Consider the following 25081-nt stretch of genomic DNA (forward strand, 5'->3'; position numbering starts at 1 on the left):
GAAGATGATCAGATTGAAAAACGAATTTAAGCCTTTATTTGAACCTTTTACATTCCCAGGGGGTGCCTCTATTGATGGCCGTTTAGTCGTTGCACCAATGACACACTTCGGTTCTCATGAGGATGGCACGATCTCAAAGGAAGAAATTGATTTTATTACCGCTAGATCAAGCGAAATGGGCATGGTCATCACCGCATGTGCAAACGTGACGCCAGATGGTAAGGCGTTTGAAGGACAGCCTTCTATTGCAAGGGATGAAGATATACCTGGCCTTCAAAAGCTTGCTTCTGCGATTCAAGCGAAAGGAACAAAAGCCATTATGCAAATTCATCATGGCGGCTCTCAGGCTCTCCCTCATTTAGTCCCAAACGGTGATGTCGTTGCGCCAAGTGATGTATTTAAAGATGGAAAACAAATTGCGAGAGCTTTGACAGAAGAAGAAATTCCTCACATCATCGACTCATTTAAAGAAGCAGCAAGGCGTGCAATCCAAGCAGGATTTGATGGGATCGAAATCCATGGAGCGAACGGATATTTATTACAGCAATTCTACTCCCCGCATAGTAATCAGCGTACAGATCAATGGGGCGGAAGCGAAGAAAAACGTCTCGCATTTCCAATTGCAGTTGTAGATGCGGTGAAAGAAGCAATCAAAGAGCATGTAACAAAACCATTTATCTTTGGGTATCGATTATCACCTGAAGAACCAGAAACACCTGGTTTAACCATGACAGAAACATTTACTTTAGTGGACGTACTTAAGACGAAAAACCTTGATTACTTGCATATTTCTTTAATGGAGATTGACGCTAAGGCAAGACGTGGTGCTGATACAAGTAAGACGCGGATGGAGTTATTAAAAGAGCGCTGTGGTGACACGCTTCCACTCATCGGCGTCGGCAGCGTCATTACAGCTGAGGATGCACTGAATGCATACAATCAAGGGATTCCACTCATCGCTGTTGCAAGAGAAGTCATTGTTGATCCCGATTGGGCAGTAAAGATTAAAGAAGGCAGAGAAAACGAGATTGAGACCGTCATTAAACGCAGTCAAAAAGACAAGTACATGATTCCAGAGGGTTTATGGACTGTCATGGAAGCAAGTAAAGGCTGGGTTCCAATGGAGGATTAATCTCCTCAATAAAAAAACTACCCTATCAACTCAGGGTAGTTTTTTTGGATTATTTCATTTTCACTGTAAAAAGCTTGGACGTCTGCTTTTCTACAGAGCCCTTAGGTTCTTTGTCAAGATGTTCTACTAAATCACCATTCATGATGACAATTGGTGTCACTGTGCTTGCCGCTTTTTCTTCAATCAGCGCTAAATCACATGTAATGAGAGGATCACCTGCTTTCACTTTATCCCCTTCTTTTATGTGTGCTTCAAAGCCTTCACCATTTAATCCAACCGTTTCAAGTCCGATATGAATCAGAAGCTCAAGCCCCGAGAGTGTTCGAATCCCAATTGCATGTTTTGTATGGAAGAGTTGAATAATTTCACCATCTACTGGCGACACAATGGTTCCGTTTTTTGGTTTTACAGCTACGCCGTCTCCCATCATCTTTTGAGAAAAAACGGGATCTGGTACATCGGTCATATCCATTAACTCACCATCAACTGGAGAATAAATGACTTCTTCCTTTACATCATCTTGGTTTTTTCCGAAACCGAATAATTTTTTCAGCAATGTTCATTTGCTCCCTTCAAGCTTTGCTTCTAGATCTATTCAGCGTATAAACCTTCCCGCCCATACACCTTGCTTCATTCAACACTATTTAATCATAATTTTTTCCTCTCATCAATTGATAACCGCCTGAGCCCCTTTTGCATAGGCTGTAGATGAGAGGTGATTCAAATGAAACATGAAAGTGAAAAGAAACACGAGTTGTTAGCAAATGAAGACATTCTATATGAAGCGATTGAACAATTTTTTGCATCATCGCCGTTTCACGACATTTTAAATAGTGCAGAGGCGCTGATGACCACGAGCCATTCACTTGCATCCATTACAACCGATGTGACAGAAGATGATCAATATGTATATATTGAGATTCGATTTCCAGACCATTTTGTCGAAGGTGATATCGCACTAGAAGTGAAAGCGCAATATTTACACTTATCGGTACAGGAAAAAATCAAAACAGACACGACTTCCTCCTATTCGAGCTTTACCAAAACCATTTTAATGCCTGCAAAAATAGATGAAACCAATATGAAGAGCGTTTGGAAAGATCAATCACTTCGTGTGACTGCGCCAAAACAAACAACCCAATAGATGTATATCTATTGGGTTTTGCTATGCTTTAAAAATACTAGTAAATCCTTTCGCCAATGAGCCCACTTGATTCATTGTACTCATCATTTGTCCAGCAGTATCAAACATTTTATTAAAATCGTATTGCCCATTCGTTTTTTTAAATTGTGACAGCACACTTTTAAATTGAGATGATTGCTGTTTTTGCGGCCTTGGCAAAGGATAAGGATTCATAGGCTGCTGCATAGGCATCATGCCCGGCGGCTGCATTTGCGGCTGATTCATTGCTTCAGGCTGCGGCTGATAAGGCTGGAAGTTTTCCTGATATCCAAAAGGCGGCTGATAACCTGCAGACGGCGGCTGGTTCATTTCACCTTGATATGGGGGCATGAAATATTCTGGAGGCTGCGGAGGCTGCTGCATATCTGGATACGGAAAAGGCCGTTGCTGAAATTGATTCATTTCATAAGATGGCTGGTTTGAATAAGGGAACACGTATCTCGCTCCTCTCGCTCTGAAAACATATTGAAGTCAATGATATATTATGTTCAGGAAGCAGAAGATGTGCCTACAGCAGCCATAAGAAAAACGCAGGCTGTTTCATCAGCTGCGTTTGTTGATTTCTTCTATTAAAAGGTTCAGTGTATAAATCACTGACTCAACTAAATTTTTCACACGAGGTGCATGCTGTTTGCCAAAATAAGATTGCAGCACAACCTCTTTTCCATTTTCTTGGACGGCTTCAAGCTGTTCTTGATGTAAGTATCTAGGTTTGGCCTGATGAATAAATGAGGTAGCAGCAGTAAGCCACTCTTCCATTTGCTGATCAAATTTGACAACGGCCGGGCTAATATCGTTGTAAAAATCATAAACTGGGTATTCCTCTTCTGCCTTTCCCTTTAGGTACTGCTCGTATGCTTCTTCGATCCACGTGATCAACTCTTGTGTATGTTTAAGTAATGTTTGATTGTCCAAAGTGTTCACCTCTATGAACCATCCTATCAAACGTTTACTTATTGCTCAAATAGAAAAGCTATCCGGCGTGATATGCGGGTCTTGCCTGCAGCTTATACTCTGCTGCATGAATTTTCAATTCACATTCCTTCACTTCAGATTCAAGACGGTCAATGATTTGTTCTTGCTCCTCTACGGCAGCGTTTTTTGTTTTTTTGACAGCTAAAGACAGTTCTTCTTCCACCGCATCAATCTTTCGCTCAATTTCCTCTAACAACTGCATAATGGATTCTTTTGATACAAATTCGCTCATCATCAGATTCCTCCTTTATCATCTCTCGTTACATTCTCTTTTCTTTTGCTCCCTCCTTCATACATGACAAAACTAGAACTAAATCGCCAATCTAAGTGAAGATAAGCGCAATTTCTTCCATTTCGACACGTGCTTGTCCTTCTTTGTATGATCGCGTCCGATTGTGTAAATTCTAAGGACAAAGGAGGTAGATGTCATGAAAAAGCAGCAAGCACCAAAAGAGCAAAAAACAAAAGGGAAAGAAAATAGTACAGATCAGCTTGATAAAAAGCTCGGCGGCCCTAACCGTCCATCCACGTAAAAAAAGCAGGTACCCCCTGCTTTTTATTTATGCAAAAAATAGTGTTCTAATGAGAAAAGAAAACGAAGCTGCCTTTTTTTATGAAAATACCAGTCGGTCAGCTCAATTTGTTTTGGTAAACGCTCTGCTTCAAACAAGGATCGACTCAATTTCTTTTGAAACCAATCTTCCCTTTGATCGTCTAATGAATGTGTCATGACTGGATACACCGTTCTGAGGAAAGGGCTTGACCTTCGCGCAATCCCTAAAAACGGTTCAAAATCAAATCGAGATCCCGTATGCGGCACGGTATGCAAAAAATGATAAAAATCCGAAAACAAATCGGCTCGAAACAATAGTTTTGCTAGTTTTTTCCCTAACGTAATGCGCTCTTTTACTTGGGAAAACTTTCGTATGGTTAACCCATACAAATGCCCGTCTACTGTCGGAAAAACGACGGTTTGAAAATGTGCCCACTCGCTGAAAAGATATTGAATCGAGTGAAAAACATTCTTTTTCAGGAGAGGATTTTGTATAATAGGAGATTGTATAGTATATTGTTCATTTATGATGAGTGCATGCAGCAGTCGCTCTGTGTCACGCGTTTGCCAAAATCGTTCCCACTCAGCGCTCATAAAACGAGACACACCGAAATGGGGCAGCAGATGAAATAAAGGTTTACGGCACCTTTTTGACCATTCATACAAGAGAAGCTGCGGGTAAGCATCTGAAAAGATCAACCAATTCGCTCTTTCATATGCTGTAAAGAACAGATGCCCTTGCTGATCCGTTAAACCCGGATGAAAGAGCTCGCCTTTTAAATCTGTCATCGACCATCCAGCATTTCTGGAGACAAAAGAAGCAAGCAGAGACCATTTCATCTCTGGATGACGGTCATAAAAGCGCTTGTACGCATTTGTCCTTGTCAGGTTGTCCTTATTTTTCGCTTTCGTTTCATGTAAAATATGCTGGGTAATCATGTGCTCTTGTTGTGACAACATGGTGATCTCTCCAATACAAAATGCATTAAAAGGAGGCTGAAACTTGATGATTCGGTATCCTAACGGAAAATCGTATCAGCCCATTCAACAAATTGGGACAAAAAAAAGAAGCAGCGGCGAATCATCTTATAGTAACCGCGGGATGACGCTTGAAGCTGACTTAAATGAAACGAACCAGTACTATTTGGTCAACGGGATCGCAGTCATTCATAAAAAGCCTACCCCTGTTCAAATTGTCAATGTGGATTATCCAAAAAGAAGCGCTGCTGTCATTAAAGAAGCCTATTTTAAACAATCCTCCACAACAGACTACAACGGGGTATACAAAGGACGCTATATCGATTTTGAAGCAAAGGAAACCAAAAGCACCACCTCGTTTCCGCTCAAAAATTTCCACGACCATCAAATTGAGCATATGAAACAGGTTGAAAAGCAAGGCGGTATTTGTTTTGTTATTATATCCGCATTTGGTTCCGTTTATTATTTGTCCGCTACTGACCTCTTCTTCTTTTGGGAGCGGCAGCAGCAAAACGGCCGTAAATCCATTAGCAAAGATGAATTAATGGAAGCAGGTCACCTCATGACACTTGGATATTCGCCAAGAATTGATTATATTAAAGTAGTGGAGACACTTCATTTTTCGGATGACAGGAAGCAACATTTACGTTCGAAAAAGGTTTAACACGAAAGGTTGAGATGTGATGTCTGATCAATTTACAAGTCGTGAACAGCGACGTAAAGCAAGTCAAGAAAACAATAAGAAGCAAAAGAACAAAAAAGGCAAAAAGAAAGCAGGTCTATTTAAAAAAATATTTTTATCTTTACTCGTGATCGGTCTTCTTTGTTTAGTAGCCGGAATCACAACTTTTGCCGTTTTTGCATCAAGCGCTCCTTCTATTGATGATAGCAAGCTAAAAACGCCGTATTCTTCAAAACTTTACGATAAAGACAAAAAAGTCTTTGCAGAAGTCGGGGCGGAAAAAAGAACGTATGTCTCGATTAAAGATATACCCGACGTGGTAAAAGACGCGTTTATTGCAACTGAAGATGCACGTTTTTATAAACACCACGGGATTGATCCTATCCGTATTGGCGGTGCTCTTGTCGCAAACGTCGAGGACGGTTTTGGAGCAGAAGGTGGAAGTACGATTACACAGCAGGTTGTGAAGAACTCCCTGCTTAACAATCAAAAGACGTTAAAACGTAAAGTACAGGAAGTATGGCTCTCGATTCAGCTTGAGCAAAAATACTCTAAAGATGAAATTTTAGAAATGTATTTAAACCGTATTTTCTTCTCTCCTTATGCTTATGGTGTTGGGAAAGCAGCTGAACAATTTTTCGGAGTGACAGATTTAAATAAACTAACTGTTGCACAGGCTGCCACACTTGCAGGTATGCCGCAAAGTCCATCTGCCTATAACCCAGTGAAACATCCAGAGGCAGCGGAAAAACGCCGTAATATCGTTTTAGGGCTAATGAAAAAACAAGGCTATATTTCAGAGAAAGAGTATGAGGAAGCAAAAGCAACACCTGTCAGCAAAACAGTTGTTTCAGCTGATAAATATAAGAGTCAAAACTCAAGTAAGTACTCTGCTTATATTGAAGAAGTCATGGAAGAAGTACAGAAAAAAGCCAAAGTAGATGTATCAACAGATGGATTAAAAATCTATACTTCTCTTGATCGAAAAGCTCAGGATCATCTGGATGACATCATCAATGGGGATTCAGCCGGATTTACGAAAGGTATGCAAGCTGGAGTCACCCTGCTGGATACAAAAAATGGTGAAATTCGTGCCATTGGTGGTGGTCGTGATGTGCCAGCCGGCGGCTTTAACTATGCCACTGATGCAAAACGCCAGCCGGGATCTACAATTAAACCAATTTTAGATTACGGCCCTGTAATTGAAAACAAAAAATGGTCAACATATCAGCAAATTGATGATGCGCCTTATACGTACTCTAACGGTACACCAATTAACAACTTTGACAGAAGACACTTAGGGAAAATGTCGATGAGAAGTGCTTTGGCACAATCACGAAACATCCCTGCTTTAAAAGCTTTCCAAGAAGCTGGTACAGACAATGCTGTTCAATTCGCCAATAACTTAGGTTTGGACTTACCTTCTGACATTCCTGAGTCTTACTCAATCGGCGGATTTGACGAAGGTGTCTCATCTCTTAAAATGGCTGGTGCATTTAGTGCATTCGGTAACAACGGATACTATAATGAACCGCATGCCGTAACGTCTGTTGAATTTAATGACGGGACGAAGCTTGACTTAACACCAGACTCTAAAGCAGCCATGAGTGATTACACTGCATTTATGATCACAGATATGCTGAAAACTGCTGTACAATCTGGAACAGGTACACTCGCACAAGTACCGAATGTTCAAGTAGCTGGTAAAACAGGTACAACCAACTTTACACAAGATGATATTAATAAATACAACATCCCTTCTGGCGGGGCGAAAGATTCATGGTTTGTCGGTTACACGCCGCAATACACAGCAGCTGTGTGGACCGGAATCGGCAACTCAAAAGATGCAGACGGCAAAATGTGGCTCACGGATTATGAACAACGTGTTGCCAAAGTTGTCTTCCAGAAATTAATTTCTCAAATTGATGATGGAAGCGGCTCATTTGAAAAGCCAGACAGTGTCGTTGAAGCAACGGTTGAAAAAGGATCAGATCCAGCGAAGTTAGCTGGACCAAACACACCAAGTGATAAGAAGACAACGGAATACTTCGTCAAAGGAACTGTCCCAACAAAAGTTTCTGACACATATGAAAAGAAAGAAGCTGACAAACCATCTGACTTAAAAGCGGTGTATGATGAAGAGAAAAAATCGATTACACTCACTTGGGGTTATGATGACGATGCAGATGCAACATTTAATGTGAAGCAAGCGGTCGATGATGGAGGCTATAAAGACATTCAAAACAGCTCTTCTAAAGAAGCCGTCATCTCTGATGTGAAGCCAGGTTCCACCTATAAATTCCAAGTGACAGCGACTGTAGACGATGTCACAAGTAAAGCTGCTTCTACCTTCCTCACCATTAAAGATGACGAAGAAGAGGAAGAAAAAGCAGATGATGAGAACAAAGAAGAAGAAGAGCCACAGCAACCTGATGATGAGCAAACAGATCAAACAGATGATAATCAAAACCAAGGTGGCACTGATGAGCAGAAGCCTGATGATAAAAAAGATCAAGGCGGAAATACCGAAAATGGTGATGGCTCAGACAGTACAAATGGAAACAGCAACTCACAGAGCGATGCCAATAAAGATAAAAAGAAAGACGACGAGAAAGCCAATTCTCAAAGCTCAAATACTCAGTCAAATTCTACTTCTCGCAAAGAAGACGAATAACAAAAAAAGCACTTGCCCTATGTGGCAAGTGCTTTTTTAACGATTTTGTTTTAACTTTCTGAGTGCTTCGTATTTTCCATACTGCTTTTTGAGCTCTGTGTATAACTCGTCCAATTGAATAAAGCAATGATATTGAGTAGGTTTAAGCAAAATAAACTCTAATCGTTCTGTCCAGTTAATGGGGGCTACTGGAAACGTCTGTTGTTTAATTTGCTCCCAATCAACGGTTTGAAGCTTCTCTCCTTTGATCCAGTAAAACATTGCAATCATACTGACAATGCCTTGCAGCATATCATCCTCTTCACACCGAGATTTTCTCGTTTGAAAGCGAGGAAGCATGTTGTCTTTTAATTCATTCCACAGATCAAACATCAAAGGAACAAATTCTTCCGTTTTCTCCCACGGTTGCTCATCTAGTAAAGGTTCTGAAGATAGATCAAATGCGAGTGGATTGATTCTTAATATATCCTTTTTTTCGCCGCTTATCTCTACCTTTTTCTCTTTTAGCTTTTCGACATATGAGGTGAAAACAGCTGCTCCGCTCATGCCAGCTTCACCAGCCCTTTTTTCAGCCTCTTCTGCCCTTCTCTGCACATATCAAGAAGTGGACAAGATTCACACTGTGGCCGCTGCGCCTTACAGTGATATCTGCCGAAAAAGATGAGACGATGATGGGTCACGGACCAATCCTCTTTTGGCACCTTCTTCATTAAGGTTTGCTCTACCTCAAGAACAGAATCCTTCCAGCGGCAAATCCCAAGTCGTTTGCTGACGCGCTCGACATGTGTATCTACTGCAATGGCGGGAATTCCAAAAGCGACAGACACAACGACATTTGCTGTTTTCCGTCCAACCCCTGGGAGCTTGATTAGCTCATCTCGATCTCTTGGCACTTCACCGCCATAATCTTCAATCAGCATTTGGCTTAATTTTTGAATGTTTTTTGCCTTATTACGATAAAGACCGATCGAACGAATATCCTGCTGCAACTCTTCAAGCGGCACACTTAAATAGTCTTCTGGTGTTTTATATTTTTGAAATAGATGTTTGGTCACTTTGTTCACTAGAACATCTGTACATTGCGCTGAGAGTGCGACAGCAATCACTAGTTCAAATGGATTGGAATGAACAAGCTCACACTCAGCCTCTGGAAACATATCTCCTATAATATCTAAACATTCATTGATTTGTTTTTTTGATAACATGCCTTCTCCTTTATTGGTTATTGTTCCAGCCAATTATAAAAAGGAACTTGTCTTTTATATGAAGATGTTTCTTCTTTTGAAGGTGGGGCTTTTTGCTGCGAACGGAAATACTGGCTATGCTCTTTCGCTTCTTCCGCTGTTTTCAGCCCTTTCTTTTTCCACTCAAACAATATTCGATCGATATAGCGAAAATTTAATTTTCCGGATAAAACGGCTTCTCTTAGAGCAAGACGAATCATCTCAGCATCATGATGGTCTTGGTCCATCCAGATCGAGAGTGTTTCCCCTTCAAGAGGAGAAAGTGGTCTGCCAAACTCATCTTCAAATAGCGCATATAAAGATTTTTCAGCCTGCACATGATTTTTTTGCAGGTCTTTCGCCTGTTTTGCTTCTAAAAAGTCATACAGCACACCCCATAAGGGTTCTACCGAGTACCGGTCATGCTGAATACCAGACCTGTCTTCAAACGGCTGGATCGAAATAAACCCTTTTTGAATCAAATACTGCACCATATAAGCACATTCTTCGGCCGAAATGGTCATACCATGTGAAAGCTCTTCAAATGTCTGAAAAAAGACACCTTGTTCTTCATTCATTTTAATCTTTAACATGACCATCATTTGTAATTCATTCAGTCCTAATTGCTCATAATGGGCAATCAGCAAATTAGGCAAACTGGTCGAACCCATTTTCTGCATATCTATAAATTGCTGCCTTTTCATCGGATACACCTCTTCACTTTCAGTATATCACGTTTTCTCATACGTGCTGCCCTTAAGACGTTTGAAAAAGCCTCCATATATTGGAGGCTTTCACGTCTTAAGGATATAAACGGTTTAATAATCTTGGGAATGGAATTGTTTCACGCACATGCGGCGCTCCGCTAATCCAAGCAACTGTTCGTTCAAGTCCAAGACCAAAACCTGAATGTGGTACAGAACCATACTGTCTTAATTCTGTGTACCATTTGTACGTTTCTTGATCTAACCCATGTTCTTTTAGTCTTGCTTCAAGCAGATCTAAATCATGAACACGTTCAGAACCGCCGATAATCTCTCCATAGCCTTCTGGCGCAATTAAATCTGCACAAAGGACGACATCATCACGGTCTGGTGCAGGCTGCATATAAAATGGTTTTAATGAGGTTGGGTAATGAGTGATAAAGACTGGTTTATCATAGCTTTCGGCGATCGCTGTTTCATGCGGCGCACCGAAATCATCTCCCCATTCGATGTCATCAAATCCTTTATCCTGCAAGAATTTAATCGCTTCATCATACGTGATGCGTGGGAATGGTGCTTTGATGTTTTCTAATTTTGCTGTATCACGGCCAAGTGTGTGCAGTTCTACTTTACAATTTTCAAGTACACTTTGAACAACGTGAGACACATAATTTTCTTGGTACTCAAGGTTCTCATTGAATTCAACAAATGCCATCTCAGGCTCGATCATCCAGAACTCGATTAAATGACGTTTCGTTTTCGATTTTTCTGCTCTAAATGTTGGACCGAATGAGAATACTTTTCCGAGTGCCATCGCAGCAGCTTCCATGTAAAGCTGGCCACTTTGAGAAAGGTACGCATCTTCATCAAAATATTTAGTAGCAAACAGCTCTGTTGTTCCTTCAGGAGCACTTCCTGTTAAGATTGGCGGATCCACTTTCACGAAGCCTTCTTGATGGAAAAACTCATATGTAGCACGAATAATTTCGTTACGGATTTTCATAATGGCATGCTGTTTTTTAGAACGCAGCCATAAATGACGGTGATCCATTAAGAATTCTGTTCCATGTTCTTTTGGTGTAATTGGGTAATCTGTTGCTTCGTGAATCACTTCAATGGATTTCACTTGTAATTCAAAACCAAGTGGTGAACGTTCGTCTTTTGTTACTTGTCCTGTGACATAGACCGATGTCTCTTGTGTCACTGATTTCGCAAGCTTAAAGACTTCCTCTTCCACCTCTGCTTTTACAACGACTCCTTGAATAAAGCCTGTCCCGTCGCGAAGCTGCAAGAATGCAATTTTCCCGCTTGAACGTTTATTGGCAATCCATGCGCCGATTGTTACTTCTTCATCGACGTGTTTGAACACTTGATTAATAGTTGTTTTCAACATATTTCCCTCCAAAGCCAGAAAGAAACTCACCTTGTTAAATAGGTGTGATTCTTTTTTCATACATTTTATTATAACCGTTCTAAATCAGCATGGTCAACGCAAGACAGAAGAAACTATGGTGTTAAATTTTTTTCCACTCGTCCTGTCGTAAAATCAACATAGCTGAAACTATATTGGTCGTTCTCATTTAAGTACGTTACTTCCCAAAGGAGGACGTCACCTTCTCGTGCTAATTGAACATTTTTCAGCTTAGAAATGGTGTTCTCCTTTTGAACGGCTTGTACTGCTTGGGTTGAAGTAATGCCTTCTTTTGCTTTTTTAGCAATGACTTTTTCTTTTTTGCTGGCAGGTACCCACACATAGATCGCTTCGTTTTGTTTGTTTTTACCTTCCACAATAAATTGCTTTTCTTTCCCAACAAAGGTATCCACTTGCTCTACTTGTTCTATTGATGCTTGCTTTTTTGCTCGTTCAATCGCTGCCTCATGACCTTCTTCTTTTTGTCCCATGGCAATTTGATAAATCCACGAAAAGCTAATGATGCCAATGAGTAAAACGAGCGCAGCAATGGATGAAATAATCCAAACTATTTTTTTCATGTCAAGCTTCCCCTATGTGCGATATATGGTAAATATCGCTTGATTTTGATCTTCTTGATCTAATGCTAATCCAAACATAAGATCTTCCCTTTTAAGCGTTCTGTTCAGCAAATCGACGATTTTGTATAGGTCTTCTGAATACTTAATTTGAACAGTTGAAAGTACCTCTATTTTACTTTCCACTTCTAATTCCTCCTCGGTACGTAAATATTGTTAGTCATACTTTTCAATGTGAGAACCGATACTATTTTTACAACGGAACATAAAAAGCCGTTACGATAAATTAACTCCAAACCCACACCAGTGAAAGGCCGCTTATGACAGCGGCTTTTCGTTGTTAAGCTTTTCTATATACGCCTCAAGCGACTCTTTGGACATCTCGTGAACTGGCGCATGATGAAGTGATTCTAAAAATAGTTTTCCATACGAAGCGGTTTTCACTCGGCGGTCTAAAATCAGCAATGTTCCGATGTCTTTTTCCGAGCGCAGCAAGCGGCCTGCTCCTTGCTTAAAAGTTAACACAGCTTCCGGGAGAGCGACGGCTTTAAACGGATTCTTCCCCTGTTTTTTTGCCGCTTCGCATTTTGCTTCAATGAGCGGTGAATCGGGCGGTCGGAAAGGAAGCCTTGCCATAATGACGGTCGTTAGCTCTGAGCCAGGAAAATCCACACCTTCCCAGAAACTCCCTGTTCCTAGCAAGATGGCCTGCTTAGCCAATTTGAACATTTTTGTCAATTTTACAGGGCTCCCGCCTGTCAAACCTTGAGCAAACAAGGCCGATTGCATACCTTCTGATTTCAGCTCTTCATACACTGCTTTTAACATCTCATGTGAATTAAATAACACCAATATTTTCGCTTGATCCTGCTTTTCCATGATCTTAATATATTTTGCAGCTTGCTTCACATATTCGCGTTCATCACGGTTTGTGATCGGCGGCATGTCAGCAGGTACAACGACCTTAAGCTGTTTTTCAAGTTCAAAAGGTGAATCAATTTGGACAAGGTGTGGGTAAAAATCTTGCAGGCCAAAACGTTCCAAGCAATAATCAAAGCGTTGATTGATGGTAAGCGTCCCTGATGTGAGGACAACGCTTTTTTTGTTCATGAAGAACCGATCAGCTAGCAGCTCCCCTGTATCCAGCGGCTGCGCGTGCATAAAGACAGCATTCTTGGCACCCTTTGCATCAATCTCAATCCAAACTGTTTCATCATTGTTTGGTTCAAAGATAAACCGGTACAGCGTACTGCAGAATGTCTGCATAAATGACATCACTTGATCGTATTCTTCTGCTTCAAATGCAAAGTGTTCTATGAACTGATCACTTTTGTGAAGTAACTCATTTTTTTGCTGCTCATACAGTTTCTCACAAGCAATCAATAATGAACAAAGCTTACTCGCTGATTCTTTAATTCGGACCCACTGAGCATGTTTTGAATGATGACGGACTCTATGAATGAGACGATTGATGTCCGCTTTTGGTTTTGTCCTTTTGACAAAAGAATGTACGGTACTAAAAAATGCGTCACTTTCCATCTGAAGCTGCTGAAGATACTCGTCCATTTCAATAAAGGTGTCAGTTGATAAACCTGCCCCATGAAATCTCTTTTTCAATTTCTTAAGCAGCCCGCCTTGCAAAGAGCCAAGCTGCGTTAATTTCGCATGAAGCTGGATATAAGACGCACTGTCACCTAGCGTTTCATTGGCTGTTTTTTCAAATTGGTGGGCCTCATCAATCACATAGACATCTGCATGTTGAAAGATAGAAGCTCCTTCCGTTTGAGATAAAAGCAGACGATGATTCGTCAAAATTAAATCAGCGGTTTGAGCCTTTCGTTTAGCCCGTTCATAAAAACAATGTTCTTTAAAACGGCGTTTTTTCGATGTAAATGGCATGTGCACACAAGAGATACGGTCTTTTATATTTGCAGCTCCTGACGGTAAATTCAGTTCAGACAAATCACCTGTTTCAGTGACAAGAAGCCACATTAAAATTTGCGCTTTTGTTAAGACAACATCATAGTTATCATCTTCCTCATGCAGGACATGCTCAAACTTATCTAAACAAATATAATGTGCCCGCCCTTTAAACACACAGGCGGCTGGCTCAAATGGGAGCAATTGCTTGAGTAGCGGAACATCGCGCTGAAGCATTTGCTGCTGCAGTAAAATTGAATATGTACTGATAATGACAGGTTTTCCTGATTTCTTTGCTTCTAAAGCAGCTGGTATAAGATAAGCGAGTGTTTTCCCGATTCCTGGCGCCGCTTCAATTAACGCATAAGCTCTTTCATGGAACGCATCTCTTACTTTGTTCATCATCGTGAGCTGGCCTTCTCTTACTTCATAGCCTTCTAATGTTTGAGGAAGTTTCTCTTTTATCTCCTCAAACAGTTGCTCATCGTCAGCGCCTACTGCATATGTCGATTCAGTGATAGGATTGGTCACATCTTTCACAGCAAAAGATCCTACTTCTACAAGCGAATCATCCTGACTAGAGTGATTGGTTTCAAGCTGCTTAATTAAAAGTCCTATATCACTTAGAAGATAAGAGGATAATCTGCGCAGCTGTTTTAACACATTTGGCGGTGTATTCCTTAATTGATGTAATAAGGTTAAAAATAACATGGCAGTAACTTCCGCATCACTATCCGCCCTGTGCGGGTGGTCATGTGGAAGCATGAGCTCTTCGCTTAATTCAGTTAGCTTATAACCTTCAAGCTCAGGATAAAGAATTCTAGAAATTTCAACCGTATCAATCGCTAGCACATCCAGCTCATTTTTCCCGCATGCTTTTAGTTCATCGTTTAAAAAGTTCAAATCAAAATGAACATTGTGCGCAACAAAATAAGCGCCCTGTATGAGATCATACACCTCTTGGGCAATGTCCTCAAAAAACACCGCGTCATCAACCATGTGCTGCTTAATACCTGTCAGCTGTTCAATAAATCCAGGAATCGTTTTCCCTGGGTTCACATATTTTGAATACCGTTCGACAATTTGTCCATTTTCAATGACCACCGCAGCAATTTGAATGATTTTATCACCTTTTTTTGGTGAATTCCCGGTGGTTTCAATATCAACGACAACAAACCTTTGATCGGTCATAAAATGGACACCTCAATTCCTCGTTCCACTCATAGTGAAACACACTCTGGGCAATATAGCTGAAACAGAACAGCTTCCTTATGATGAAACTGTTCTGTTTCCATGTGAGCGTGCGTTATAAAATCGTTCTCGCAGGCTCTTGCCCAATCATTTGTTCAATTTGATTTTGTTTATTTAACACGACCACTTTAGGTGTGTGCGATTTCGCTTCTTCCTCTGACAACATCCCATAAGCGATAATAATGACTTCATCTCCTGGCTGAACCAATCTTGCTGCCGCACCATTTAAACAAATGACACCGCTCTTTCTTTCTCCAGGGATGATATATGTTTCAAGTCTAGCACCATTGTGATTATTAACAATTTGCACTTTCTCATTTGCCATCATGCCTGCCGCATCAAGCAAATCTTCGTCGATGGTAATACTACCTACATAGTGTAAGTTTGCTTCAGTCACTGTCGCTTTATGAAGTTTCGAGGTCATAAAAGTTCTATACATGTTTTTCACCGCTTTCAGGAACATGGAAAATCACATTATCTATCAGTCTTGCCCGGGAGAACTTCACAGCAGTGGCAATGATCACTTGGCCCGTTAAGTGCTGAAGAGGTTCAAGCTCTGGGTAGGAGTAAATGTCAATATAATCGATTTCTCCACTCGTTTGAAGAATCTCCTCTTCCACTAATTGATAAATACGATTTACATCATGTTCACCGTTTTCTACAGCTGTCTGTCCTTTTTTTAATGCCCGGTATAAAGCAGGTGCTTCTTGCCTTTCTGTTTCAGACAGATATACGTTCCTTGAACTTTTCGCTAAACCGTCTTCTTCTCGAACAGTAGGAACAGACACAAGGTGAAGATCAAAAAAGAAATCCTTGATCATTGCATCGATAACAGCGACTTGCTGTGCATCCTTTAGACCAAAGTATACATTGGTTGGTGCGACAAGGTGAAACAGCTTTGTCAGCACCGTGACAACGCCGTCGAAGTGTCCTGGGCGTTTCTTCCCGCATAAGACGTCTGTACGCTTTTGGACAGTCATCGTAATCGATGGCTCATCTTTGTACATTTCCTTCACATCAGGTGTAAATAATATATCTACTCCAGTTTCTTCGGCAAGACGCTGGTCTCTTTCCATATCTCTTGGATAGGATTCAAAGTCTTCATTCGGTCCAAATTGCAATGGATTAACAAAGATGCTCATCACTACGATGTCATTTTGATCTCTTGCTTCTTTTGCAAGCGTAAGATGTCCTTCATGAAGGAAACCCATTGTAGGGACAAATCCAATGGAATGCTGCTTCTTTTGATGCTGCTTGATCATTTCTTTTAGTTCATGAATATGGGAGACAACCTTCATTCCTTGATCCCCCCATATAAACCATCAAGGACTTCTTCTTTCATATGAAAGGTATGAGCATCCTCTGGGAATGTGCGTGCTTTTACTTCTTTTGTATATTGTATGAGCGCTTCTTCTAATACAGCATCGATTTGCGCGTATTGTTTCACAAATTTAGGTGTTCTAGACACGCCGTACCCTACCACATCATGGTAAACGAGAACTTGTCCATCTGCTTCAGCCCCTGCCCCAATTCCGATCACAGGAATCTTTAGCATGTCAGTAATCCGTTTTGTCAGTTCACCAGGTACACATTCTAACACAAGAGCGATGGCGCCTGCTTCCTCACATTTCAGACTATCTTCAATCAATTTCTGTGCACTCTCTTTGTCTTTTCCTTGCACTTTATAGCCGCCAAGGACACCGACTGATTGGGGGGTGAGCCCTAAATGGCTTACAACAGGAATACCGCCTCTTGTAAGTGCTTGGATGGATTCAAATACTCCGTCTCCACCTTCAAGCTTTAAGGCATCAGCACCGCTTTCTCGCATAATGCGTGCTGCATTTTTCATCGTTTCTTCTAATGAATAATGATAAGACATAAATGGCATATCCGTCACAACAAATGTGTCTTTTGCGCCTCTTTTGACTGCTTTTGTGTGATGAATCATATCATCCATCGTCACTTGCACTGTGGAATCAAGTCCAAGGACAACCATCCCAAGTGAGTCACCAACTAAGATCATGTCGACTTCCGCTTTTTCCGCTTGCTTTGCAGCTGGATAGTCGTATGCTGTCAGCATCACAATAGGTTCGTTTTGTTCTTTCATTTTGAAAAAATCTAACTTTGTCTTCATTTGTTCCTCCTCATTCTGGAGAGGAGATGGCTTGTCTGATCTCACACGCTTTTATCTCTCATGTGCAGACGAATCATCCCTCTGTCCAAGTCCCTTAGGATCAAGGCAGAAATTTATCGAATTTTTCTTCCTAACAGGTACAGTTCTTTTTCAGATACTGTCCACACGAAGTATATCAAAAATGTGCCGGGTGTTCCACTTAAGTTGACTTGATCTCAATGTCAGCGGAGTAGATGTTTTGGATTCCGCCTTCCGTTTCGAGTAAAAGAACGCCTTCATCATTAATCCCAAGCGCCGTTCCAGCATATTGTCCATTGACGGTGCGTGCGATGATACGCTTTCCAATGGTCATCGCATACGATTCCCATAATTGTTTGATCGGAGCAAAACCATAAGTCATATATTCATCATACCTTTTTTCAAAGGTGAACATGATGGTTTGAATCAATGCCGCTCTGTCTATCTTTTCACCCAGCTCCATTTGCAAACTCGTCGCAACATCCTTTAATTCTTCAGGAAAATCATTTGCCGTCTGATTCACGTTAATGCCTGGACCAATAATGACTGCGTGAACTTGGTCAGCTTCTGCTTTTAATTCAGTCAAAATACCAACGACCTTTTTTCCGTTTAGCAAAATATCGTTTGGCCATTTGATTGATGGACTGAGACCCGTTTGCTGCGCTATGGCTTCAGCGATGGCGACAGATGCTAAAAGCGTCATTTGCGGCGCTTTGTGCAGCGGTATTTCCGGCCGGAGAATCAAACTCATCCAAATGCCTGTCCCATTTGGTGAATGCCACGTTCTTTGAAGGCGGCCTTTTCCGTTTGTCTGATGATCACTGACAACAAGCGAGCCGTGTGGGGCTCCTTTATTGACGAGGTCATGGGCAATGAGCTGAGTTGAGGCGACTTCTTCTTGAAAGTAAATATGCCTGCCAAACAGCTCTGTTTCCAAACCAAACAGAATTTCGTCTTCACTAATTTTGTCCGGTTTACGAAGCAGCCGGTATCCTTTTCTTCTGACCGCTTCGACCTCATATCCCTCTTTTCGCAAATCCTCTATATGCTTCCATACTGCCGTTCGGGAGCAGCCAAGCTCATCACATATTTGCTGGCTTGAGACAAAATCTTGCTCAGATGCTGTAAATAGTTCAATTAATCGTTTTCTAATCGCTGATCGCACGCTATGAGCCACTCCTCTATGGCTTCTTTTCGGTTTTCAAGCTGGTTTTGCAAAACGGCTTTTTTTACAGAAGCAAGCTCTTCTGCAATCCATTTACCAGCTGGCTTTTGCCGAAAGGCCATCAAATCTTTTCCTGACACTGCAAGGTCTTGAAGCTGTTTAATCGGCAACGCATCATATGAACGTTTCGCCGCCTCCAGCTCATCAAAGAAAATGCGGCGCTCATGTTTGAGTTGCGTGATTTTCATACTAGAAAGCAGGACATGTTCACCAGCTTCAAACATTTTTTCCGCATCCCAGTCACAATCAACATATTTGCTAATGGCAACGGCTTCTTTTAAAAGTTTCGTTGATAACTTCCATTCTTTTAAAAAGGACACCGCCTCCGCCTCATCTAGACCAAGTAAATGGATAAAGGCTCCCCACACCTCATCTAACCCATCCAATAAATAATACGGGAAAGCTTGGAACGTTTCATTCAGCTGATCCTTTTTGAGGCCGGGCAATTCTTCATACAATTTGGTGGAGATGAGCACCTTGATGGCTTGCTCACAGTAGCGTCCTTTTAAAAGTTTTTCCATTTCGATTTTTTTGCGTTCAATAGATATATTAGCAAGCAGATGTTTATCTTTTTTCATTGCTTCTTCCGTCTCTTTAGAAAGCTCAAACCCGAGCTGGCTTAAAAACCGCACCGCTCTCATCATCCGAAGCGCATCTTCTTGAAAGCGGCATGCAGGATCTCCAACCGTTTGAATTCGTCTCCGCTTCATATCCCGCTTGCCGCCCACATGGTCAATGATGTCACCATGAATATCCATGGCCACTGCATTGATCGTTAAATCTCTTCTTAAAAGATCTTCTTTTAGTGATGAAATAAACGCCACTTCTTTAGGCCGTCGAAAGTCTTCATATTCTGATTCAGTCCGAAACGTAGTGACTTCATAGCTGACCCCGTCAAGTAACACAATAACAGTGCCATGCTCTTTGCCGACATCTACTGTTTTATCAAATAAAGACTCCACCACATCAGGTGTGGCATCTGTCGCAATATCGATATCCCCAATTTCCCTGCCTAAAAGGACATCTCTCACCGCACCGCCGACAAAATAAGCTTGATACCCATGTTCATGCAGTGTATGTAAAATAGGGATCGCATGTGTGAATGGTTCATTCATTTTCAACATCACCTTCGATCAATTCTAAGTAAAGCTCTTCATACTCTCTCACAATTTTGTCAGAAGAGAAATTGGCTTCAACACTAGACTTGGCTGCCATCGATATTTGCTTATGGAGCACATTGTCTTTCAGAATAGAGATGGCATGTTTTGCTGCTCCATCTACATCACCAAGCGGAACAAGGAATCCTGTCTCTCCATGTGCAATCACCTCTGGAATTCCTCCAACGTCTGTTCCTATACAAGGTACTCCGCATGCCATTGCTTCAAGTAGTACAAGACCAAAACTCTCTTTCTCAGAAAGCAGCAGCTTCAAATCACTAATCGAATAGAGCTCCTCCACCTTCTCTTGCTTTCCTAAAAATAACACGCGGTCCGTTAATCCAAGCTTTTTCACAAGCTCGCAAACAACCGATTTTTCAGGTCCGTCCCCAATCAGTAGCAGTTTTGCATTCACCTGTTCAGAAATCTGTTTAAACACATGGATTACGTCATGCACCCGCTTCACTTTTCGGAAATTTGATACATGGATGACGACCTTCTCATCCTGCAGAAGACCATAATGCGTCTTCAGCACTTCGTGATCTTCACGCAAATATACGCGCTCATCGACGAAATTATGGATCGTATCAATTTTTTTATTCGGTTTAATCAGATCGTATGTCTGCGCAGCCAATGAATGTGATACAGCTGTTACGCGGTCAGATGATTCGATCGCAAACCGGATGACTTCCTTTAAAGATGGGTCATAGCCTAAAACCGTAATATCCGTCCCGTGAAGGGTGGTGACGACTTTGACAGACTGTCCAGTCATTTGTTTGGCTAAGAACGCACAGACAGCGTGAGGGACCGCATAATGCGCATGAATAATATCAAGCTTCTCTCGTTTTGCGACTTCTGCGAGTTTACTTGCCAGTGCAAGGTCATAAGGCGGATATTGAAATACAGCATATTGATTGACATCCACCTCATGAAAATAAATATTCGGATACACTTTATTGAGTCTAAACGGAATACTTGAGGTAATGAAATGAACATCGTGCCCTTTTTCAGCTAAACGTTTTCCAAGCTCTGTGGCAATAATGCCCGAACCGCCAACACTCGGATAACAAGTGATTCCGATCTTCAATTTTTTCATAATTACCCCCCAAGTAAGTCATCGTCCATCAAAAGTGGCTTCTTTGTCAGAAACCCTTCTGCAAAAGGTTTATTGACTTCCCTTCCATACATCGACTCTCTCATTTTGACAAAATCGATATAACCATTTACAAGCGGTGTCTCCACTGAACTCTCTGTTTTGACAAATTGGCTTTTATACGCATGTAAGCTATCAATTTTTTGCTTCATCTCGTCTGAAATATCGATCACAAAATCTGGACGATGGTGGCCATTAATCATGTAATAATACATCTGGCTTATTTTATGCGCTGGCTGCTTGTATGAATCTTCAAATTTATGTATACCTGCAGAAAAAGCGGCCTCTTCTACAAGTGAACCCGCATGACCATGATCAGGATGCCGATCTTGGTGGTGCGGGGCAAAAATAAGTCTCGGTTTGTATGTTCGGATGACACCTGCAATTTCTTTCATCGCTTCGTCATTCAGATAAAGTCCTCTATCTGGCAGCGTGAGCTGGATTCGAGTCGTGACGCCTAAAATGGCAGCGGCTGCTCTGGCCTCTTCTTTTCGGCTTTCAACCGTTCCATTTGAAGATAATTCAGCCTGAGTCAAGTCACAAATCCCAACACGTGCCCCTTTTTTTACGTATTTTGCAATCGTTCCACCCATACCGATCTCTACATCATCGCTATGGGCACCGAATGCAAGGATATCAAGTGGTTTCATGCGTTCCTCCGTTTTTTGCTACATCTCGAAAATCAAACGTACCTTTATTTAAATTCCTGACTAAAATTTCGGCGGTCCCCATATTGGTTGCTAATGGGATGGCATACACATCGCAAAGCCGGATGAGTGCAGATACATCCGGTTCATGCGGCTGTGCAGTGAGAGGGTCTCTAAAAAAGAGCACAAGATCCATTGCATTATCAGCTATCATAGCACCGATCTGCTGATCTCCTCCAAGTGGTCCTGATTGGAAACGATGAATGGGCAGCCCAGTCGCTTCTTTCACTCTTAAACCTGTGGTTCCTGTTGCATAAAGTGTATGATCTGCCAAAAGATCTCGATACGCAATGGCGAATTGAATCATGTCACTTTTTTTCTTATCGTGAGCGATTAAAGCAATGTTCATCAGGGATCCACTCCTTATTAGTCGATAATATTTTCTAAACCATAGACGAGTTGATCAATATGCATCACCTGTTCAACAGAAAGCTTCACACCTGACATAAAGGATGCACGGTTATAAGAATCATGACGGATCGTGAGCGTCTGTCCGTCCATTCCAAACAGCACTTCTTGATGAGCAATCATGCCTGGAAGCCTTACGCTGTGAAGACGGATGCCATCATAATCTGCTCCTCGAGCACCTTCGATTAGTTCTTTTTCTTCAGGGTGCCCCTGCTTTTTGCTTTCTCTTACTTCAGCAATCATTTCAGCCGTTTTTAGTCCTGTACCGCTCGGAGCGTCCAATTTTTTATCATGATGAAGCTCAATGATTTCAACATCAGGAAAATAATTTGCTGCCATTTTGGCAAACTTCATCATTAAAACAGCACCAACAGCAAAGTTAGGCGCAATAATACAGCCTATCCCTTTTTCTTCTGTTAATTGCTGAAGTTCTTTTAGGTCGTCTTCTGAAAAACCTGTTGTGCCTACGACTGGACGTACGCCATGTTCAAGGGCTTTTTTTGTATGTACTTTCCCGATTTCTGGGGTCGTCAAATCAATTAATACATCCGGTGCTGTTTCTGAAAGACACACGTCAATATCTGTATAAATGGGCGCATCAGATGTTGTATGAAGCACATCTGATAGCTTTTTCCCCTCATGTGTGTGATCAAGTGCTGCTACTAGTTCGAAGTGGCTTGTTTCTTCTGCCAGCTTGACAGCCTCTATCCCCATTCTTCCTCTTGCTCCAGCGATTACTACTTTGATGGTTTGATTCGTCATCTTCTCTACTTCCCTTCTTTTTTCGTCCAGCGGTCTTTGTCTCTTGTATTGAATTTATGCATCACACGATCATGGGCTTCTTCAAGTGATATATTGAGTGAATTGGCAAGGCATGTTAACACAAACAGCACATCGCCAATTTCTTCTTCCATGCTTTTTTCTGTTTCTGATGTTTTTTTCGGCTTTTCTCCATAGTAATGGTTGACCTCTCTTGCCAGCTCACCTAATTCTTCTGTCAGACGGGCCATCATGGCAAGCGGGCTGAAATAGCCTTCTTTAAATTGTCCTATGTAATCATCGACTTCTTGCTGCACGTGACGCAGCGTTTTTTCATTCGTCATGAAGCTCATCCTCCTATCCATCTCTTACATGTTAGCGAAATCATAAATATTTGACAAATGTTTAAAACTCAGTTTGCTTGTTTCTCTTCCATACCATATAATATTATCGCTGTCTAAGCAAAAAAAGGAGTGATCTTTTGCTAAAAGAAATTCGTCTTAAAAATATCGTATTTATTTTAATAGGATCTGCGATTTTTTCTTTCGGCCTTGTTCATTTTAATATGCAGAACAACTTGGCGGAAGGCGGATTTACAGGTATCACACTGCTTTTATATTTTCTATTTCACATTGACCCATCTATTTCAAACCTTGTGTTAAACATTCCGATCTTTTTTATCGGCTGGAAAATGCTTGGCAGAACCATGTTTACATATACAATTGTCGGAACCGTCAGTCTTTCTGTCTTTCTAGCCATCTTCCAGCGCTTTCAAATACATATGCCTCTTCAGCACGATTTAGCCTTAGCCGCACTCTTTGCAGGTGTGTTTATCGGAACAGGCCTCGGAATCATCTTTAAATTCGGCGGGACAACAGGCGGCGTGGACATTATTGCAAGACTGATCAACAAACATTATCAAGTCGCAATGGGAAGAACGATGTTTATCTTCGACGCATGCGTCATTACCATCTCTCTCACCTATTTAAATTACAAAGAAGCCATGTATACACTTGTTGCCGTATTTGTTGCTGCAAAAGTCATCGACTTCATGCAAGAAGGCGCTTACGCTGCCAAAGGAGCGATGATTATTTCTGAAAAGGATGACATCATTCAAAAGAAAATCACAGAGGAAATGGAGCGCGGAGTGACCATTTTAAAGGGTGTCGGCTCCTATACGAAACAGGAACGCAACGTCCTTTACTGCGTCGTTCCAAAAAATGAGCTTGTCCACCTCAAGAGCGTCGTAACTTCCGTCGATCCTCATGCCTTTGTATCAGTGAGTGACGTGCATGACGTACTTGGTGAAGGCTTCACATTAGATGAACATAAAAAGCCGCTCAATCCCCACTAAAAAAAGAAGCCCGATAACGGTGCTTCTTTTTTTATGACTTTGGATAATCGGCTTGTCGCTTTTGCTTTTTTTCTTTTTCAGCACGGTATTTCCTAAACCCAACATACGTTAAAGTGAGTAAAATCATACTTCCTGTTGTTAAGATGACCCATAAAAGCGATGGATCCGCTTCATCTTGATCAACGTTCGCAAACACACTTGATAAATCTTCTTCAAGTTTCGTGAGACGCTCAAGCTTTGTCCCACTCGATGCTTTTAAAAATTCACCTTGTTCAATTACTTCCATGTGCTGCTTAATCGTTTGCAGCTTTTCAGGCGAGATATCAATGGTTAAACTCGGATAAATCATATCATACAATGAAACCAGCTCATTCCAAGTTTCATAGAACGTCGTCGATTCTGGATCTTTTACTTCTTTCTTTAATGTCGGAAAAGACCCCATAATCGGCTTCTCGAGCGAACCCCAAAGAGGTTCCGAATTTGATTGTATCGCATCAAGAAGCATTCTAAACTGAGAGGCATACCGAAGTTTTTCGCGCTCATTTAAGTCTTCCTGCGGGAGTCCTTTAATGATATCTTGATAGCCAAGTGTAATTTGCCGAACCTGCGTATTCGTCAGAGTTCCACGCCAATTCTCAGCTTTAAATGTCTTTTCAGCATACAATGCGACTTGTAATGCCTCATCATATTTAGCTTGTCTCGTTAATTGAAAGATTGAATCTGATAGTTCCGTTAATTCTTGCAGCGCTTTAGCAGCTGTTGTTTCCTCACCTTTTGCAGCAGCTGGATGCAAGACGAGAAATAATAATAGAATCATCGCGATTGACTTTCGTTTCATGCAAGTCCCTCCTAGCCTTTCTCCATACAGCGTATGAAGAAAAGGACAAGGTTAGACCAACATT

29 protein-coding genes are annotated in these 25081 nt (G+C 41.4%); 6 read left to right on the forward strand and 23 right to left on the reverse strand.

What is annotated here, in order from left to right; genetic code table 11:
* Positions 1-13: 13 nt before the first annotated feature.
* A complete protein-coding gene (locus tag MKY11_RS10355; RefSeq protein ID WP_024718533.1) occupies positions 14-1132 on the forward strand; it encodes an NADH-dependent flavin oxidoreductase in 1119 nt (372 codons plus the stop codon).
* A 49-nt stretch (positions 1133-1181) separates the two neighbouring features.
* Here MKY11_RS10355 and MKY11_RS10360 read toward each other — a convergent pair whose 3' ends face one another.
* Positions 1182-1688: a PTS glucose transporter subunit IIA gene (locus MKY11_RS10360; protein ID WP_008344623.1), complete on the reverse strand. Its 507-nt coding sequence runs from the start codon at positions 1686-1688 to the stop codon at positions 1182-1184.
* A 168-nt stretch (positions 1689-1856) separates the two neighbouring features.
* Here MKY11_RS10360 and MKY11_RS10365 point away from each other — a divergent pair, with 168 nt between their 5' ends.
* Complete coding sequence (locus MKY11_RS10365) at positions 1857-2276, forward strand: Hsp20/alpha crystallin family protein (RefSeq protein ID WP_007500867.1); 420 nt, start codon at positions 1857-1859, stop codon at positions 2274-2276.
* Between the two features lie 21 nt (positions 2277-2297).
* Here MKY11_RS10365 and MKY11_RS10370 read toward each other — a convergent pair whose 3' ends face one another.
* From MKY11_RS10370 to MKY11_RS10380, 3 genes are all read right to left on the reverse strand, one after another.
* Positions 2298-2750, reverse strand: coding sequence for a YppG family protein (locus MKY11_RS10370; RefSeq protein WP_017359729.1), 453 nt, complete (start codon positions 2748-2750; stop codon positions 2298-2300).
* A 108-nt stretch (positions 2751-2858) separates the two neighbouring features.
* Positions 2859-3239, reverse strand: a complete 381-nt coding sequence (locus tag MKY11_RS10375; RefSeq protein ID WP_234710322.1) for a YppE family protein — start codon at positions 3237-3239, stop codon at positions 2859-2861.
* A 49-nt stretch (positions 3240-3288) separates the two neighbouring features.
* A complete protein-coding gene (locus tag MKY11_RS10380) occupies positions 3289-3522 on the reverse strand; it encodes a DUF5446 family protein (RefSeq protein WP_224558417.1) in 234 nt (77 codons plus the stop codon).
* A gap of 196 nt (positions 3523-3718) precedes the next feature.
* On the opposite strand from MKY11_RS10380, the gene sspM reads away from it, so the two are divergent.
* Positions 3719-3823 (forward strand): acid-soluble spore protein SspM, encoded by a 105-nt coding sequence (gene sspM, locus MKY11_RS10385; protein ID WP_017359731.1) that lies wholly within the window; start codon positions 3719-3721, stop codon positions 3821-3823.
* A 23-nt stretch (positions 3824-3846) separates the two neighbouring features.
* Here sspM and MKY11_RS10390 read toward each other — a convergent pair whose 3' ends face one another.
* On the reverse strand, positions 3847-4803 hold the full coding sequence (locus MKY11_RS10390; RefSeq protein ID WP_342501393.1) for a DUF2515 domain-containing protein: 957 nt from the start codon (positions 4801-4803) through the stop codon (positions 3847-3849).
* A gap of 46 nt (positions 4804-4849) precedes the next feature.
* On the opposite strand from MKY11_RS10390, the gene recU reads away from it, so the two are divergent.
* Both recU and MKY11_RS10400 read left to right on the forward strand, forming a co-directional pair.
* Positions 4850-5485, forward strand: a complete 636-nt coding sequence (gene recU / locus MKY11_RS10395; RefSeq protein ID WP_342502107.1) for a Holliday junction resolvase RecU — start codon at positions 4850-4852, stop codon at positions 5483-5485.
* A gap of 19 nt (positions 5486-5504) precedes the next feature.
* Positions 5505-8177, forward strand: a complete 2673-nt coding sequence (locus MKY11_RS10400) for a PBP1A family penicillin-binding protein (protein WP_035702944.1) — start codon at positions 5505-5507, stop codon at positions 8175-8177.
* Positions 8178-8213: 36 nt separating this feature from the next.
* On the opposite strand, the gene MKY11_RS10405 is transcribed toward MKY11_RS10400, so the two are convergent.
* The 17 genes from MKY11_RS10405 to MKY11_RS10485 all read right to left on the reverse strand — a co-directional run bounded on the left by MKY11_RS10405 (position 8214) and on the right by MKY11_RS10485 (position 23169).
* Entirely contained in the window at positions 8214-8723 is a 510-nt protein-coding gene (locus tag MKY11_RS10405; RefSeq protein ID WP_041507035.1) for a YpoC family protein, read from the reverse strand.
* Positions 8720-9382 carry an endonuclease III gene (nth, locus tag MKY11_RS10410; RefSeq protein WP_008344602.1) on the reverse strand — a complete coding sequence of 221 codons (663 nt, stop codon included), beginning with the start codon at positions 9380-9382 and terminating at the stop codon, positions 8720-8722. The genes MKY11_RS10405 and nth overlap by 4 nt, the downstream gene beginning before the upstream one ends.
* A gap of 17 nt (positions 9383-9399) precedes the next feature.
* Complete coding sequence (locus MKY11_RS10415; protein ID WP_342501394.1) at positions 9400-10104, reverse strand: DnaD domain-containing protein; 705 nt, start codon at positions 10102-10104, stop codon at positions 9400-9402.
* 97 nt (positions 10105-10201) lie between these two features.
* Entirely contained in the window at positions 10202-11494 is a 1293-nt protein-coding gene (asnS, locus tag MKY11_RS10420) for an asparagine--tRNA ligase (protein WP_024718525.1), read from the reverse strand.
* Positions 11495-11610: 116 nt separating this feature from the next.
* On the reverse strand, positions 11611-12096 hold the full coding sequence (gene tseB, locus MKY11_RS10425; RefSeq protein ID WP_144665682.1) for a cell wall elongation/penicillin-binding protein regulator TseB: 486 nt from the start codon (positions 12094-12096) through the stop codon (positions 11611-11613).
* A 12-nt stretch (positions 12097-12108) separates the two neighbouring features.
* On the reverse strand, positions 12109-12279 hold the full coding sequence (locus MKY11_RS10430) for a YpmA family protein (protein ID WP_342501395.1): 171 nt from the start codon (positions 12277-12279) through the stop codon (positions 12109-12111).
* Positions 12280-12411: 132 nt separating this feature from the next.
* Positions 12412-15204: an ATP-dependent DNA helicase DinG gene (gene dinG / locus MKY11_RS10435; RefSeq protein ID WP_342501396.1), complete on the reverse strand. Its 2793-nt coding sequence runs from the start codon at positions 15202-15204 to the stop codon at positions 12412-12414.
* A 115-nt stretch (positions 15205-15319) separates the two neighbouring features.
* Entirely contained in the window at positions 15320-15703 is a 384-nt protein-coding gene (panD, locus tag MKY11_RS10440; protein WP_017359738.1) for an aspartate 1-decarboxylase, read from the reverse strand.
* The gene (gene panC / locus MKY11_RS10445) at positions 15696-16562 is read right to left on the reverse strand and encodes a pantoate--beta-alanine ligase (RefSeq protein WP_061419470.1); all 867 of its coding nucleotides are present in this window, start codon (positions 16560-16562) and stop codon (positions 15696-15698) included. Before panC ends, panD begins: the two co-directional genes overlap by 8 nt.
* Positions 16559-17398, reverse strand: a complete 840-nt coding sequence (panB, locus tag MKY11_RS10450) for a 3-methyl-2-oxobutanoate hydroxymethyltransferase (protein WP_041507030.1) — start codon at positions 17396-17398, stop codon at positions 16559-16561. Before panB ends, panC begins: the two co-directional genes overlap by 4 nt.
* Before the next feature lie 199 nt (positions 17399-17597).
* Positions 17598-18581, reverse strand: coding sequence for a biotin--[acetyl-CoA-carboxylase] ligase (locus MKY11_RS10455; protein WP_100325372.1), 984 nt, complete (start codon positions 18579-18581; stop codon positions 17598-17600).
* Positions 18554-19756, reverse strand: a complete 1203-nt coding sequence (locus MKY11_RS10460; protein WP_135009192.1) for a CCA tRNA nucleotidyltransferase — start codon at positions 19754-19756, stop codon at positions 18554-18556. The genes MKY11_RS10455 and MKY11_RS10460 overlap by 28 nt, the downstream gene beginning before the upstream one ends.
* Positions 19749-20894 carry an N-acetyl-alpha-D-glucosaminyl L-malate synthase BshA gene (bshA, locus tag MKY11_RS10465; protein WP_203143396.1) on the reverse strand — a complete coding sequence of 382 codons (1146 nt, stop codon included), beginning with the start codon at positions 20892-20894 and terminating at the stop codon, positions 19749-19751. Before bshA ends, MKY11_RS10460 begins: the two co-directional genes overlap by 8 nt.
* A gap of 2 nt (positions 20895-20896) precedes the next feature.
* Positions 20897-21601: a bacillithiol biosynthesis deacetylase BshB1 gene (gene bshB1 / locus MKY11_RS10470; RefSeq protein WP_024718519.1), complete on the reverse strand. Its 705-nt coding sequence runs from the start codon at positions 21599-21601 to the stop codon at positions 20897-20899.
* Complete coding sequence (mgsA, locus tag MKY11_RS10475; protein ID WP_035702930.1) at positions 21588-22007, reverse strand: methylglyoxal synthase; 420 nt, start codon at positions 22005-22007, stop codon at positions 21588-21590. Before mgsA ends, bshB1 begins: the two co-directional genes overlap by 14 nt.
* Positions 22008-22024: 17 nt before the next feature.
* On the reverse strand, positions 22025-22828 hold the full coding sequence (dapB, locus tag MKY11_RS10480; RefSeq protein WP_017359745.1) for a 4-hydroxy-tetrahydrodipicolinate reductase: 804 nt from the start codon (positions 22826-22828) through the stop codon (positions 22025-22027).
* Between the two features lie 5 nt (positions 22829-22833).
* Positions 22834-23169, reverse strand: coding sequence for a nucleotide pyrophosphohydrolase (locus MKY11_RS10485; protein WP_039165700.1), 336 nt, complete (start codon positions 23167-23169; stop codon positions 22834-22836).
* A gap of 137 nt (positions 23170-23306) precedes the next feature.
* On the opposite strand from MKY11_RS10485, the gene MKY11_RS10490 reads away from it, so the two are divergent.
* Entirely contained in the window at positions 23307-24179 is an 873-nt protein-coding gene (locus tag MKY11_RS10490) for a YitT family protein (protein ID WP_003215598.1), read from the forward strand.
* Positions 24180-24210: 31 nt separating this feature from the next.
* Here MKY11_RS10490 and ypjB read toward each other — a convergent pair whose 3' ends face one another.
* Positions 24211-25017, reverse strand: coding sequence for a sporulation protein YpjB (gene ypjB / locus MKY11_RS10495; protein WP_008344572.1), 807 nt, complete (start codon positions 25015-25017; stop codon positions 24211-24213).
* Positions 25018-25081: the final 64 nt, after the last annotated feature.

It is taken from the genome of Bacillus sp. FSL W7-1085 (genome assembly GCF_038595035.1).
Lineage (GTDB): Bacteria > Bacillota > Bacilli > Bacillales > Bacillaceae > Bacillus > Bacillus altitudinis.